This is a genomic window from Pseudomonas alliivorans, assembly GCF_017826695.1.
GTDB classification, from domain to species: Bacteria; Pseudomonadota; Gammaproteobacteria; order Pseudomonadales; family Pseudomonadaceae; genus Aquipseudomonas; species Aquipseudomonas alliivorans.
The window spans coordinates 268,100-282,078 of the sequence record NZ_JAFFZW010000003.1 but is presented as its reverse complement, the minus strand read 5'-3'; the positions used below and the strand labels follow the sequence as shown (position 1 = coordinate 282,078).

General features: G+C 60.4%; 12 protein-coding genes. 5 read left to right on the top strand and 7 right to left on the bottom strand.

The annotated features are described in order from the left end of the window. Positions 1-136 precede the first annotated feature (136 nt). Positions 137-1,726, top strand: a complete 1,590-nt coding sequence (gene gshA / locus JTJ32_RS10445) for a glutamate--cysteine ligase (protein ID WP_210041960.1) — start codon at positions 137-139, stop codon at positions 1,724-1,726. Between the two features lie 110 nt (positions 1,727-1,836). Here gshA and argA read toward each other — a convergent pair whose 3' ends face one another. Continuing rightward, complete coding sequence (argA, locus tag JTJ32_RS10440; RefSeq protein WP_083186462.1) at positions 1,837-3,135, bottom strand: amino-acid N-acetyltransferase; 1,299 nt, start codon at positions 3,133-3,135, stop codon at positions 1,837-1,839. A gap of 120 nt (positions 3,136-3,255) precedes the next feature. Next, positions 3,256-4,404: an acetylornithine deacetylase gene (gene argE / locus JTJ32_RS10435; protein ID WP_099228836.1), complete on the bottom strand. Its 1,149-nt coding sequence runs from the start codon at positions 4,402-4,404 to the stop codon at positions 3,256-3,258. Between the two features lie 161 nt (positions 4,405-4,565). Here argE and JTJ32_RS10430 point away from each other — a divergent pair, with 161 nt between their 5' ends. After that, positions 4,566-5,933 (top strand): CYTH domain-containing protein, encoded by a 1,368-nt coding sequence (locus JTJ32_RS10430; protein WP_099228837.1) that lies wholly within the window; start codon positions 4,566-4,568, stop codon positions 5,931-5,933. Positions 5,934-6,115: 182 nt separating this feature from the next. Here JTJ32_RS10430 and JTJ32_RS10425 read toward each other — a convergent pair whose 3' ends face one another. Then, positions 6,116-6,583 (bottom strand): Lrp/AsnC family transcriptional regulator, encoded by a 468-nt coding sequence (locus JTJ32_RS10425; RefSeq protein WP_029242932.1) that lies wholly within the window; start codon positions 6,581-6,583, stop codon positions 6,116-6,118. Positions 6,584-6,710: 127 nt separating this feature from the next. On the opposite strand from JTJ32_RS10425, the gene JTJ32_RS10420 reads away from it, so the two are divergent. The 3 genes from JTJ32_RS10420 to JTJ32_RS10410 all read left to right on the top strand — a co-directional run bounded on the left by JTJ32_RS10420 (position 6,711) and on the right by JTJ32_RS10410 (position 9,416). Continuing rightward, on the top strand, positions 6,711-7,058 hold the full coding sequence (locus tag JTJ32_RS10420) for an ACT-like domain-containing protein (protein ID WP_210041959.1): 348 nt from the start codon (positions 6,711-6,713) through the stop codon (positions 7,056-7,058). A 110-nt stretch (positions 7,059-7,168) separates the two neighbouring features. Next, on the top strand, positions 7,169-8,953 hold the full coding sequence (locus JTJ32_RS10415) for a type IV pilus assembly ATPase TfpB (protein ID WP_099228839.1): 1,785 nt from the start codon (positions 7,169-7,171) through the stop codon (positions 8,951-8,953). Positions 8,954-9,095: 142 nt separating this feature from the next. After that, the gene (locus JTJ32_RS10410) at positions 9,096-9,416 is read left to right on the top strand and encodes a DUF2388 domain-containing protein (RefSeq protein ID WP_004880598.1); all 321 of its coding nucleotides are present in this window, start codon (positions 9,096-9,098) and stop codon (positions 9,414-9,416) included. 53 nt (positions 9,417-9,469) lie between these two features. Here JTJ32_RS10410 and gcvH read toward each other — a convergent pair whose 3' ends face one another. The 4 genes from gcvH to JTJ32_RS10390 form a co-directional block, all read right to left on the bottom strand. Beyond that, complete coding sequence (gene gcvH, locus JTJ32_RS10405) at positions 9,470-9,856, bottom strand: glycine cleavage system protein GcvH (RefSeq protein ID WP_184322358.1); 387 nt, start codon at positions 9,854-9,856, stop codon at positions 9,470-9,472. Between the two features lie 47 nt (positions 9,857-9,903). Next, on the bottom strand, positions 9,904-10,986 hold the full coding sequence (gene gcvT / locus JTJ32_RS10400) for a glycine cleavage system aminomethyltransferase GcvT (RefSeq protein WP_099228841.1): 1,083 nt from the start codon (positions 10,984-10,986) through the stop codon (positions 9,904-9,906). 154 nt (positions 10,987-11,140) lie between these two features. After that, complete coding sequence (locus tag JTJ32_RS10395) at positions 11,141-12,757, bottom strand: ABC transporter permease (RefSeq protein ID WP_210041958.1); 1,617 nt, start codon at positions 12,755-12,757, stop codon at positions 11,141-11,143. 141 nt (positions 12,758-12,898) lie between these two features. Further along, entirely contained in the window at positions 12,899-13,900 is a 1,002-nt protein-coding gene (locus tag JTJ32_RS10390; RefSeq protein WP_210041957.1) for an extracellular solute-binding protein, read from the bottom strand. Positions 13,901-13,979: the final 79 nt, after the last annotated feature.

Sequence of the window (13,979 nt, the reverse complement as noted above, 5' to 3'; positions counted from 1 at the left end):
GTACGACGAAGAGCCGTGATTGCGAACAGGTGTCCAAAGACCCCAACCAGGCGAAAACGCCAGTTCCTTTCTTCACCCTTGTAGACCGTCATGTCCACCCCCATATCGGGGCGACCGATGCGTGAAGGATTCCACCTTGAGCGAACTTTTAAACCGTCGTCTGGCTTTGCTCGGCGAGCGCAACAACCTCTCTCTGCTGGAGCAGTGCCTGCACGGTATCGAGCGTGAATGCCTGCGTGTGACCGAACAGGCACACCTGGCGCAGACGCCTCATCCGACCGCTCTGGGCGCGGCTTTGACCAATGGACTGATCACCACCGACTATTCAGAGTCGCTGCTGGAGTTCATCACCCCGGCGCTCAAAGACCCGGTGCAGACACTCGACAGCCTGGACAAGATCCATCGCTTCGCCTACAGCAAGCTGGACCGCGAGCTGCTGTGGAGCCCGTCCATGCCCTGCCCGCTGCCGGACGAAGAACATATACCGATTGCCTATTACGGCACATCGAATATCGGCAAGCTCAAGTATGTCTACCGCAAGGGCCTGGCACTGCGCTACGGCAAGACTATGCAGTGCATCGCCGGTATTCATTACAACTTTTCGCTGCCTGAAGATGCCTGGGCACTCTTGAAGCAGACCGAAGATTTTGCCGGTGACGCGCGCGACTACCAGTCGCACTCCTACATCGCGCTGATTCGTAACTTCCGCCGCTACAGTTGGCTGCTGATGTACCTGTTCGGCGCCTCACCGGCGCTGGATGCAGGCTTCCTGCGCGGGCAACCGCACATGCTCGAGCAGTTCGATGGCGATACACTTTACCTGCCCTATGCGACCAGCCTGCGCATGAGCGACCTGGGTTACCAGAGCAACGCTCAGGCCGATCTGACGCCGTGCTACAACGATCTGGTCAGCTACACCGACAGCCTGCGCAAGGCCGTTGCCACGCCCTATGCGCCTTATGTCGAGACCGGCACTCACGACGCCAACGGCGAATGGGTGCAGCTCAACACCAACGTGCTGCAGATCGAGAACGAGTACTACTCCAACATCCGCCCCAAGCGGGTGACCTACACCGGCGAGCGTCCGATTCAGGCACTGATGTCGCGTGGCGTGCAGTACGTCGAAGTCCGCTGCCTGGACATCAACCCGTTTCTGCCGACCGGCATCAGCCTGGAGCAGTCGCGCTTTATTGATGCCTTCGTGCTGTATTGCGCCCTTGAAGAAAGCCCGCAACTGGCCGGCCACGAGTGTTCGAACGCAGGCTCAAACTTCCTGACTGTGGTCAAGGAAGGGCGTCGCCCGGATCTGGAACTGCTGCGCAACAACGACCCGATCAAACTGAAGGACTGGGCCAACGAACTGTTGCAGAAAATCACGCCGATCGCGCAGTTGCTCGACGAAGCTCAAGGCACAGACGAGCATCTGAAATCGATGGCTGTGCAGCATGCGAAGGTTGCCGATGCATCGCTGACGCCTTCGGCGCAGGTGCTGGAAAGCATGAGAGCGCACAACGAAGGCTTTACCGGGTTCTCGTTGCGCCAGAGCCAGCTGCATGCCGAATATTTCCGCGATCACCCTCTGACGGCCGAAGAGCAGGCGCACTTCGAAGAACTGGCGAAAACCTCGATTGCCGAACAGGCCGAACTGGAAGCGACTGAAGAAGTGGTGGATTTCGACACCTTCGTCGGGTCGTATCAGGCGAGTATTCTGGCGATCAGTAACTGAGGGCTGGAATACGAACCACAGGGGAGGCGGCTTCTCGGCCGCTCCATCAGCGACTGAACTGACGCCATCGCCAGCAAGCTGCCTCCCACGGTTTTTACGTCAGACGTCGATCAGATCGCCTTCTCGAATATCTTCGAATTACGCTGGTAGTTATACAACGACGCACGGGCGCTTGGCAGGCGGTCGACGCTGCTTGGCTCGAAGCCACGCTCGCGGAACCAGTGTGCTGTGCGCGTCGTCAGCACGAACAACGTCTTGAGCCCCAGCGCGCGGGCGCGGTTTTCGATGCGTTCGAGCAACTCGTCACCACGACCACCATGACGATATTCGGGATTCACCGCCAGGCACGCCAGTTCGCCCGCCTGAGAATCGGCAATCGGATACAGCGCCGCACAGGCAATGATCAGACCTTCGCGCTCGACCACGCTGAACTGAGTAATCTCGCGCTCCAGCACTTCGCGTGAACGACGCACCAGAATGCCCTGCTCTTCCAGCGGCGTGATCAGATCCATCAACCCGCCCACGTCTTCAATCGCCGCCTCACGCACCAGTTCGAACTGCTCCTGAGCCACCAGCGTACCGCCACCGTCGCGGGTGAACAGTTCGGTCAGCAGCGAGCCGTTTTCGGCGTAGCTGACGATATGACTGCGACCCACGCCGCCACGACAGGCCTCGGCCGCGGCATCGAGCAATTCGGCCTGATAGTTGCTGCCCAGGCGCTGTAAGTGCGCGGGCACCTGCTGAGGACGCAATTCGCGCACCAGATGGCCCTGCTCGTCCAGCAAACCGGTTTCGGCGCCGAACAGCAGCAGCTTGTCGGCCGCCAGATCGATGGCAGCGCGGGTGGCGACATCTTCACAGGCCAGATTGAAGATCTCGCCAGTGGGCGAATAACCCAGGGGCGACAGCAGGACGATATGGCGCTCATCCAGCAAGCGGTTGATACCCTTGCGGTCGACCCGGCGCACTTCGCCGGTGTGCTGGTAATCGACACCTTCCAGTACGCCGATCGGCCGCGCCGTCACCACGTTGCCGCTGGTCACCCGCAGACGCGAGCCCTGCATCGGCGAAGCGGCCATGTCCATCGAAAGGCGCGCCTCGATGGCGATGCGCAACTGACCGACAGCGTCGATCACGCATTCCAGGGTTTCGGTATCGGTGATGCGCATGTCGCGATGGAAGCGCGGGGTGATGCCGCGCTGCGCCAGACGGCTTTCGATCTGCGGACGCGAGCCGTGGACCAGCACCAGCCGCACACCCAGGCTGTGCAGCAACACGAGGTCGTGGACGATGTTGCCGAAGTTGGGGTGCGCGACGCCGTCGCCGGGCAGCATGACGACGAAGGTGCAATCGCGGTGGGCATTGATATAGGGAGACGCATGGCGAAGCCAGTTAACGTATTCGGGCATGACAGCAAGAGCCTGTAGAAAAAATGGACGAAGGGCAGAAACACGCACAACGCTGGGCGGTTATCGTCGGAACAGGCTTGGCAACACGCGCACTCTCCTTTTCAAGGTTTCCGACCCGCCTCACTGCGGGGTCAGGCAATAATGTTCGATCAACTGGCGTAGCAGAAGCACTGTAGGCTCCAGGCGTGACATTTCAAGGTATTCCCCCGGCTGGTGCGCACAGGCGATATCGCCCGGACCCAGCACCAGCGTCTCGCAGCCAAGGCGCTGAAGATAAGGCGCTTCGGTGCCAAATGCTACCGCAGCCGCCGTATGACCGGTCAGTCGTTCAGCTACACGCACCAGTTCAGCGTCGGCCAGCTGTTCAAACGGAGCGCATTCCGGGAACAGCGGCGCGTAATCGATTTTCACCTGATGCATTTCGGCGAGCGGTTGCAGCTTCTGCCGGATCGCCGCGCGCAATACATCCGGGTCCATGCCCGGCAATGGACGCAGGTCAAATTCCAGCGAGCACTGCCCGCAAATACGGTTCGGGTTGTCGCCGCCGTGGATGCAGCCCAGGTTCAGCGTGGGCTGCGGCACGGTGAACTGGGGATTGCGGTATTCGAGCTGCCATTGCTTGCGCAGCCCCTTGAGTTCGCTGATTGCGTCATGCATGGCCTCCAGTGCGCTGTGGCCCAGGCTCGGGTCGGACGAGTGACCGCTGCGCCCGAGAATATCGATGCGCTCCATCATCACGCCTTTATGCATGCGGATCGGTTTGAGCCCGGTCGGCTCGCCGATGACCGCAGCGCGACCCAACGGACGTCCGGCGTCGGCCAGCGCTCTTGCGCCAGCCATGGAGCTTTCTTCATCGCATGTGGCGAGGATCAGCAGCGGCTGCTTGAACGGCTGATCCAGCAGGCCGCGCACCGCTTCGATCACCAGCGCGAAAAACCCCTTCATGTCGCAACTGCCGAGACCGACCCAGCGCCCGTCCACTTCGGTGAGCTTCAAGGGATCGGTTTTCCACAAGGCCTCGTCGAACGGGACGGTGTCGCTGTGCCCGGCCAGTACCAGACCGCCGGGACCGGTGCCGAAGGTCGCCAGCAGGTTGAACTTGCCGGGCGACACTTGTTGAATGTCGCAGGCAAAACCCAGATCGCCGAGCCATCCGGCCAGCAGGTCGATGACCGGGCGATTGGACTGGTCCAGGGAGGGCTGGGTGCAGCTTACCGACGGCGCAGCGATCAAGGCTGCAAACTGGTCTTTCATGGACGGCAAGGGCATGGGCGCTTCCTGTATTCGGGTCGAAACACGTCCATCATAGGGTCATAACGACCCAGGAATAAACCGTTACGGGCCATGTCCTGTACACTGCCGCCCTCAGCAGCCATTCAGTCACGGGCTGCGCTCCCGATATCAGCTTAAGCGTTTGGATTCCCCCGGCCATGCAAAAAGAAACAGAAATCAAACTCCGCGTCAGCCGCGAGACCCTCGCTGCACTGCGCGAACACCCGTTGCTCAAGAAACGCAACAAAAGTGGCTGGGAGCGCCTCGATCTGTCGAACCAGTATTTCGATACGCCCGAGCGTGAGCTGGCCCATGCCAAGGTTGCCCTGCGCATCCGCCGCGACGGGGACCAGATCATTCAGACCATGAAGACGCGTGGTCAGAGTGTGGCCGGCCTGTCCGAGCGCAACGAGTACAACTGGGACCTGCCCAAAGCCAAGCTGGACCTCAAGAAGCTGGAAGGCGACTGCTGGCCCGAGCAACTGGCCGAGCTGGACAAGAAAACCATCAAGCCGCTGTTCACCACCGATTTCGTGCGTGAGAAAGCCGAAATCGCCTGGGGCCGTGGCAAGGCCAAGGTCGTGATCGAAGCCGCGCTGGATCTGGGTCAAGTGGTGGCAGGCAAGCAAAAGGAAGAAATCTGCGAGCTGGAGCTTGAGCTGCGCGAAGGCGAACCTGCCGCGCTGCTGGAACTGGCTGCCGAACTGGCTGCAACCCTGCCACTGATGCCCTGCGACATCAGCAAGGCCGAGCGCGGCTACCGCCTGCTCGACGCCAGCAGCTACTCGCTGAGCCTCGCGGCGCCTGAACTGACGGCCGAGACGTCGCTGGACGACGCTTACTCGGCACTGGCCTGGCACCTGCTGGGCAGCAGCCAGCGTCTGGCCGAGCAATACCGCTTCAATGGTCACTGGCGTCTGCTGCAGGACTGGGTCGAATTGCTCGCCGAACTGCGCGCACTGACCAGCAGTCTGGGTCAGGCCGCGCCACGCGCATCGACTGCTCAATTGCGTACTGCGCTGGACGCCTTGCTGGAAGACTGGCGACCGCTGGTTCTTGCCGGTCAGGAAGACGGTGACGTGCGTGCCGCCGCTCACGAGCAGTTTCTTGAAGAGTTGCAGGACACCCGCTGGGGCGAGTTCTCGCTGAACACGTCGCGCTGGTTGCTGGAGCGCAGCTGGACTGCGGAGCGCAACAACCGTGGCAACCGTCAGGGCGCTGCACTGCTGGCCAGCTGGCTGCCGCGTTTACTGGCCGATGAAGCCACCGCGCTGCAATTGGGTCGTTATCAGCAGCAGCCGGAAGATCTGGCCGAACAGCTGCCACGTATCGAGCGCATTCAGTCCTGGCTGCACTGGGCACGCGGTGCGCTGGACCTGCCGGACCTTGATCGCCTGTACGGCGAGCTGAGAAAGCTGGAAGAGCTGGCCCATCAGGACATCAGCGATGAAGTGCTGGACGCTCGCGTCCATCAAGCACTGACCGTATTCCAGGGTCGCGCATGGAAGACGTTGTTGCGTTTGTAACGACGCGTACCCTGCAGTCTGTGGGAGACGGCTTGCCGGCGAGGCTTTTTCTGAAACGACATCTCGCTGACTGAACTGACGCCATCGCCGGCAAGCCGCCCCACGGCGTATGCATTCAGTCAGCGGCTGGATATCGTTCCCACGCTCTTGCGTGGTAACGCAGAGCTTCGCGGACGTCGCTTTCAGCGTAACGGCAAACTCGTGGTGGATTTGATTTCCGATAGCGCAACGGTTGAATTCACTTCCTGAATGCCCGGCACCAGCGACAGCTTTTCGAAGAAAAACCGCTCGTAAGCTTCAATGTCGGGCGTCACGATGCGCAGCAGAAAGTCCACTGACCCCATCAGCACATAGCACTCCAGTACCTCAGGAAAACCGCGAATCGAGTCGGTGAATTCCGTGAAGTTGGAGCGGCCGTGGGCGTTGAGTTTCACCTCGGCAAATATCTGTGTGTTCAGACCGATCTTCTTGCGATCCAGCAAAGAGACCTGCCGTCGAATCACGCCTTCATCCTTGAGCCGCTGAATGCGCCGCCAGCAAGGCGACTGTGACAGACCGACCTGCTCGGCGATCTGCGCACTGGACAGCGACGCGTCCTCCTGAAGCAAGGCCAGAATCCTGCGATCATAGGCATCCAGCTCGACAGACATAAACAATTCTCCAGAGCCATCAATGGCGCATTAACAAGTCGAATCAAGCGTAATTCATTCCATCATCGACCAGATATTTCTTTTTTCGCGTGCAAGAATTTCCCTCACTCGTATCGGAGAAACCGGCATGCCTGCTCTCGAAACCGTCCTCACCCCTGCACACCGCCCCGACAGTTGGTCGTCCGCCAGTCACACCTGCTGTGTGCGCTATCAGATCCTTGCCGAAGCGGAGCCGGCGCTGTTGTGCCAGGTCTTGAATCTGTTCGCGATGCAGTACCTGACGCCCTGCCATATCGAGGCAACGCGAGAGAACGGACTGCTGGTCATCGATGTGCAGGTCGACGGGTTGAGCTGGCATCGGGCCGGTGTCATCGGTGAAAAAATGCGCAATCTGATCGACGTATGCTCGGTTGAACTGACGCACAGCGAATCGCTGCATCCCGCAGAAACCTTCGTCGCGCTGGCTGCTGGCTGAATCCCCGAAGGCTTTTTGGAAATTCCCGGTCGCATAGAAGGCCCAACACTGGCACGCTTGGCAGCTAGTCTTGTTCATCTTCCGATGATGAACTGCCTCAAGGAGCGTGCATGGCATCCCTGGCCCCGTCTTCACAGGATCGCTGGCTCGATCTGAACGATGTACTCCGTGACCTGGTCGCTCAAGGCCTGCTCAGTCAGGACGACGCAGAAACTGCGGTCACCCAACGGCGCAGCGCCGCGAACATCCAACTGCACCCGCTCGCCTTTCTGGCCAGCCAGCAGTTCGATGACCTGAAACGTCCCGGCAAGAAGCTCGACCTCGAAACGTTGACCGCCTGGCTGGCCAACGCCTGTGGTCAGCCCTACATGCGCATCGACCCGCTGAAGATCAACGTCGCAGCGGTCACGCCGCTGATGTCCTACGCCTTCGCGCAGCGCCACAAGATTCTGGCTGTGGCCGTTGACCGCGAATCGGTCACCATCGCCAGCTCACAACCTTACGTACGCGCCTGGGAAGCCGATCTGGAGCATGTGCTGAAGCTGCCGATCAAACGCGTTGTCGCCAACCCGGTAGACATCCAGCGTGTCGGAGTGGAGTTCTTCAGGCTGGCAAAATCGGTCAGTGGCGCCAGCGCTACCGAACAGAAAGTCAGCAACATGGGCAATTTCGAACAGTTGCTCAAGCTTGGTGCCAGCGATCAGGAGCCCGATGCCAACGACGCGCACATCGTCAACATCGTCGACTGGCTGTTCCAGTACGCGTTCCAGCAGCGCGCCAGCGATATCCATATCGAACCCCGGCGCGAACAAGGCACGGTGCGCTTTCGCATCGATGGCGTGCTGCACAACGTCTACCAGTTTCCGCCGCAAGTGGTCATGGCGATAGTCAGCCGCCTGAAAAGCCTGGGACGCATGAACGTTGCTGAAAAGCGCAAGCCGCAGGATGGTCGGGTGAAGACCACGACACCGGAAGGCGGCGAAGTGGAATTGCGTCTGTCGACGCTGCCCACGGCGTTCGGCGAAAAGATGGTGATGCGGATTTTCGACCCCGAGGTGCTGCTCAAGGATTTCGACCAGTTGGGTTTCTCCAGCGATGACCTGCGGCGCTGGCAGGAAATGACCCGCCAGCCGAACGGCATCATTCTGGTGACCGGGCCGACCGGCTCCGGCAAGACCACGACGCTGTACACCACGCTCAAGAAACTGGCGACCTCGGAGGTCAACCTCTGCACCATCGAAGACCCGATCGAGATGGTCGAGCCTGCCTTCAACCAGATGCAGGTGCAGCACAACATCGACCTGACATTTGCCAGCGGCGTGCGCGCGCTGATGAGGCAGGACCCGGATATCATCATGATCGGCGAGATCCGCGACCTGGAAACGGCTGAAATGGCGATTCAGGCGGCGCTGACCGGCCACTTGGTGCTATCGACCCTGCACACCAATGACGCGCCCAGCGCCATCAGCCGGATGCTGGAACTCGGCGTGCCGCATTACCTGCTCAAGGCCACGATCCTGGGGGTCATGGCCCAGCGTCTGGTGCGCACGCTGTGCCCGCACTGCAAGGCCCCCATCAACCTGAACGAAACCGACTGGCAGACCCTGACACGCCCTTGGCAAGCGCCGGTGCCCTCCGGCGCGCATCAGGCCGTGGGTTGCGTGGAATGCCGCGAAACCGGCTACAGAGGCCGCGCCGGGGTGTACGAGATCATGCTGATGTCAGACGCGGTCAAGTCGCTGATCAGCGCGGATCTGGACCTCACCGCCATGCGCAGACAGGCCTTCAAGGAAGGAACACGCAGCCTGCGTCTGTCCGGTGCCCAGAAAGTGTCTGCCGGATTGACTACCATTGAAGAGGTGCTGCGCGTGACACCGCAAAGCGAACAGCGCTGAAAGCGTGAAGCCATAACGCCTGAGGCCGAACTGCCAGGGCCACGCGGCAGCTAAAATGAACAGGCTGGTACACATTGATTGAACTAGTACGTGGCTTTGGCTATCCAACCCGTCAGAACAACCACAGTTGGAGTACCTCACCATGCGTCTCAAGTTTGCTGTCGCCACCGTTGCCTTGCTTTCCATCCCGATGGGTTCAGCGATGGCTGACACCTTTTGGCGTAACGTGATTTCCTCGGGTGCCACCACTGGCTCGACTTACCTGACCTTCAAGGATCACAAACTGATCGTTGCCGCTCAGGACGACGCAGGCAGCTTCGTTGCCAGCGACGGCGGTATCCGTGGCCCGTTCCTCGAAGCTGCCATCCAGCAGGTTCGTCAGGACAACCCAGGCCTGAAAGCTACCGACATGGAACTGGCCAACGCAATTCTGGACAAGAACCTGGTTGCCGAAAACCAGTAATTGCCGTGATAAAAAAATGCCGCTCGATCGAGCGGCATTTTTTTGTCCGGCGTTTACTCGCCAATCGCGCTTTTGTAACCCGCAGCATCCAGCAGCTTGGCCAGATCGCCTGTCGCGTCGACCGGCTCGAGCTTGAAAATCCACGCGCCGTAAGGCTCGCTGTTGAGGCCTTCAGGCGCATCTTTCAGCCCATCATTGACAGCAATCACTTTGCCAGCAACCGGCGCGTAAATGTCCGAAGCGGCCTTGACCGACTCGACAACGCTTGCAGCATCACCAGCCGCGAAGGTTTTGCCGATTTCCGGCAGCTCGACGAAAACGACATCGCCCAACGCGTCCTGTGCGTGATCCGAGATACCGACCGTTACAGTGCCATCAGCTTCCAGACGCGCCCATTCATGGCTTTCGGCGAAACGCAGTTCGGCGGGAATATTGCTCATTTAGTCATCCTCAACATCGGGGTCAGCGGAAAACCCGCCAGATTAGGTTAGATCAGGGCTTTGCCATGACGCACAAACGCTGGTTGCACGACCCTCACCGGGTACCACTTGCCGCGGATTTCAACCTCGGCGCGGTCAGCGGTGGCCATCGGAACGCGTGCCAGAGCAATCGACTTGCTCAGCGTAGGAGAGAAACTACCACTGGTGATCTCACCTTCGCCAATTTCTGCGATGCGTACCACTTGCCGGGCGCGCAATACACCGCGTTCTTCAAGCACCAGCCCGACCAGCTTGAAGGCGATGCCCTCGGCTCGTTCGGCCTCGAGTGCCCGACGTCCGATGAAATCACGATCGGCCGGCTCCCACGCAATGCTCCAGGCCATGTTCGACACCAGCGGCGAAGCATGTTCGTCGATGTCCTGACCATACAGGTTCATGCCGGCCTCAAGGCGAAGGGTATCGCGCGCGCCAAGGCCAATCGGGGAAATACCGGCACCGACCAGATCATTGAAGAAGCCGGGAGCCTGTTCGGCCGGCAACATGATTTCCAGACCGTCTTCGCCGGTGTAACCGGTGCGGGCGATGAACCAGTCGGCGTTGTCATGACCTTCGAAAGGTTTGAGCTGGCGAATCAGATCGGCACGGGCACTGGACACCAGCTCGGCGATTCTGTTTCGGGCCTGCGGCCCCTGAATCGCCAGCATGGCCATCTCGCTGCGCTCGACCAGTTGTACGTCGAACCCTTCCATCCGGGACTGCATCCAGGCGAAGTCCTTGGCACCGGTCGCCGCATTGACGACCAGTCGATAGCCACTGGTCGTGAGGTAGACGATCATGTCGTCGATGATGCCGCCCTGACTGTCGAGCATGGCGCTGTATAGCGCGCGACCAGGCGTTTTGAGCCTGTCGACGTCATTGGCCAGCAGGTAACGCAGCCAGGCCTTGGCCTGACTGCCGACCACATCGATCACGTTCATGTGCGAGACATCGAAGACCCCACAGTCGCGACGCACCTGATGGTGCTCCTCGACCTGCGATCCGTAATGCAACGGCATGTCCCAGCCACCAAAATCGACCATCTTCGCGCCGAGCGCGAGGTGCAGGTCAAAGAGTGGGGTACGCTGTCCCATGGGTTTCTCCTTCCGGGCGTGGCGAAGGTGCGGGCAGACACATCACGGCAAGCCCCCCGCTGAGTCGGGGTTTGTGACCAATAAAGCGTGTCGAATTGTCTGACAGACCGCACCAATTGCGGCGCATTGTAGCCGCAAGGTGGTGGCCCCGCACCTAGCTAATCTGTCGGGCAGAGCGGCGAATCAGCCCGATGACGGGCAACAGCCCCACCAGCACCAGCGTCAGGGCAGGCAATGCAGCTCGCGCCCACTCGCCTTCACTGGTCATTTCGAAAACGCGCACGGCCAGCGTGTCCCAGCCAAATGGGCGCATCAGAAGGGTTGCCGGCATTTCCTTGAGCACGTCGACAAACACCAGTAACGCGGCACTCAAGGCGCCGGGAACCAGCAACGGCAGATACACGTCGAGAAACAACTTCGGTCCGCTGACGCCCAGACTGCGTGCTGCTTCAGGCAGCGAAGGACGGATACGCGAGAGACTGTTTTCCAGCGGACCGAACGCCACAGCGATGAAACGCACCAGATACGCCAGCAACAAGGCGGACAGGCTGCCCAGCAGCAGTGGCTTACCCGCTCCGCCGAGCCAGCCCGACAAGGGGATGACCAGTTCCCGGTCCAGGTAACTGAACGCCAGCATGATTGACACTGCCAGTACCGACCCCGGCAACGCGTAGCCGAGGTTGGCCAGGCTCACGCCCGAACGGATCGCAGGTGTGGGCGCCATGCGCCGTGCGAAAGCCAGCACCAGCGCGGCGCTGACGGTAATCAACGCAGCCATGCCGCCCAGGTACAGGGTGTGCAGAATCAAGCCGGTGTAACGCTCATCCAGATCGAAGCGACCCCGCTGCCAGACCCAGACCACCAGTTGCAGCACAGGCACGACAAACGCACAGAGAAACACCAGCCCGCACCAGAGGGTCGCAGCCACGGCCTTGAGGCCCCGCAGGTGATAAAGCGCCTTGCCTCGCGGCCGCTCGTTGGTCGCGCGGCTCGCGCCTCTGGCACGACGTTCGCCGTAAAGCAGAATCAGCACCGCCAACAGCAACAGACTGGCCAGTTGCGCCGCGCTGGAGAGGCTGAAGAACCCGTACCAGGTCTTGTAAATGGCAGTGGTGAAGGTGTCGAAATTGAACACGGACACGGCACCGAAATCCGCCAGCGTCTCCATCAGCGCGAGCGCCACGCCCGCACCGATGGCCGGGCGTGCCATCGGCAAGGCCACGCGCCAGAAAGCCTGCAACGGCGATTGTCCAAGCACACGGGCCGCTTCCATCAGGCCTTTGCCCTGAGCCAGAAATGCGGTGCGTGCCAGCAGGTAAACGTAGGGGTAGAACACAAGCACCAGAACGATGATCACCCCGCCCGTGGAGCGCACCCGGGGAAGTCGAAGGCCGCTGCCAAACCATTCGCGCATCAGCGTTTGCACCGGGCCGGAAAAATCCAGCAGACCGACAAAGACAAATGCAAGTACGTAGGCCGGAATCGCAAAAGGCAGCATCAGTGCCCAGTCCAGCCAACGCCGTCCGGGAAACTCACACAGACTGGTCAGCCACGCCAGGCTCACACCCAGCAGCGTGACGCCCACACCGACGCCGACCACCAGAATCAACGTGTTCCCCAGCAGGCGCGTCATCTGGGTGTCGAGCAGGTGCGACCAGATCTGCTGATCGATGCTTTGCCAGGACAGCAGCAACACGCTCAGCGGCAAAAGCACCAGCGCGGCGATGGCAAAGACCAGTGGATACCAACGGCGTTGGGCAGGATGGGCCAAGAGGTTCTCGAAGTCGGTAAAGGAATCGTGATCTTGTGATCGTGCCCACGCTCCGCGTCACATTCGAGAGCGGACGCGGAGCGTCCTGAGCGGCGTTACTGCGCGCAGAGCATGGGAACCTCTGCGCTGCCGCGTATTAAATCAATTCCAGCCCGCGCGATCCATCATGCGAATGGCTTCCGCCTGACGCTTGCCTGCCACTTCGACCGGAATGGTATCGGCCTTGAACTCGCCCCAGCTCGCCACTTCTTCGGATGGAGCCACTTCAGGGTTGGCCGGAAATTCCTGGTTGACGCTGGAGAAGATCTTCTGCGCCTCGGGGCCGGTCATCCATTCAACCAGCGCCTTGGCGGCGTCCGGGTGCGGTGCGTATCTGGTCAGACCAATACCCGACAGATTGACATGCACGCCACGGTCGGCCTGGTTCGGCCAGAACAGCTTTACCGCCAGATCCGGGTTCTGCTTGTGCAGGCGGCCGTAGTAGTAGGTGTTGACGATCCCCACGTCGCACTGCCCGGCGTTGATGGCTTCAAGCACGGCGATGTCGTCGGAGAACACGTCGGTAGAGAGATTATTGACCCAGCCTTTGAGAATTTTCTCGGACGCCTCGGCACCGTGCGTCTCGATCAGCGTGGCAGTCAGCGACTGGTTGTAGACCTTTTTGGCAGTGCGCAGACACAGACGGCCTTCCCAGTTCTTGTCGGCGAGGGCTTCGTATGTCGTCAGTTCAGCAGGCTTCACACGGTCAGTCGAGTAGGCGATGGTCCGCGCCCGCAAACTCAAACCCGTCCATCCATGGGTGGACGAGCGATATTGCGGTGGAATGTTGGCTTCGATGACCGGCGAGGTGAACGGCTGGAGGATGCCCATCTGCTCGGCCTGCCAGAGGTTGCCTGCATCGACGGTCAGCAGCAGGTCGGCGGTCGCGTTCTCACCCTCGGCCTTGATGCGCTGCATCAGCGGCGCTTCCTTGTCGGTGATGAATTTGATCTTCACGCCGGTTTTGGCTGTGTATGCGTCGAACACCGGCTTGATCAGCTCATCGATCCGGGAGGAATACACCACCACTTCGTCGGCTGCCTGAGCGGTGCCGCCCAGCAGGGTCAGTGTCAAAGCAGCCAGAAGACGCTTGCTTGCCTGCATGAAGGTATCTCGCGTTTGCAAATGAGGCGAAATGGTAGTGAATCCCATTTGCTATCTCAATCGAAGAGGCGCTGGAGGC

Bases quoted from the DNA above. Each gene is read 5' to 3' on its own strand.
- argA (WP_083186462.1), bottom strand. From the start codon at position 3,135: ATGCCCGAATACGTTAACTGGCTTCGCCATGCGTCTCCCTATATCAAT.
- argE (WP_099228836.1), bottom strand. From the start codon at position 4,404: ATGCCCTTGCCGTCCATGAAAGACCAGTTTGCAGCCTTGATCGCTGCG.
- JTJ32_RS10430 (WP_099228837.1), top strand. From the start codon at position 4,566: ATGCAAAAAGAAACAGAAATCAAACTCCGCGTCAGCCGCGAGACCCTC.
- JTJ32_RS10425 (WP_029242932.1), bottom strand. From the start codon at position 6,583: ATGTCTGTCGAGCTGGATGCCTATGATCGCAGGATTCTGGCCTTGCTT.
- JTJ32_RS10420 (WP_210041959.1), top strand. From the start codon at position 6,711: ATGCCTGCTCTCGAAACCGTCCTCACCCCTGCACACCGCCCCGACAGT.
- JTJ32_RS10415 (WP_099228839.1), top strand. From the start codon at position 7,169: ATGGCATCCCTGGCCCCGTCTTCACAGGATCGCTGGCTCGATCTGAAC.
- JTJ32_RS10410 (WP_004880598.1), top strand. From the start codon at position 9,096: ATGCGTCTCAAGTTTGCTGTCGCCACCGTTGCCTTGCTTTCCATCCCG.
- gcvH (WP_184322358.1), bottom strand. From the start codon at position 9,856: ATGAGCAATATTCCCGCCGAACTGCGTTTCGCCGAAAGCCATGAATGG.
- gcvT (WP_099228841.1), bottom strand. From the start codon at position 10,986: ATGGGACAGCGTACCCCACTCTTTGACCTGCACCTCGCGCTCGGCGCG.
- JTJ32_RS10390 (WP_210041957.1), bottom strand. From the start codon at position 13,900: ATGCAGGCAAGCAAGCGTCTTCTGGCTGCTTTGACACTGACCCTGCTG.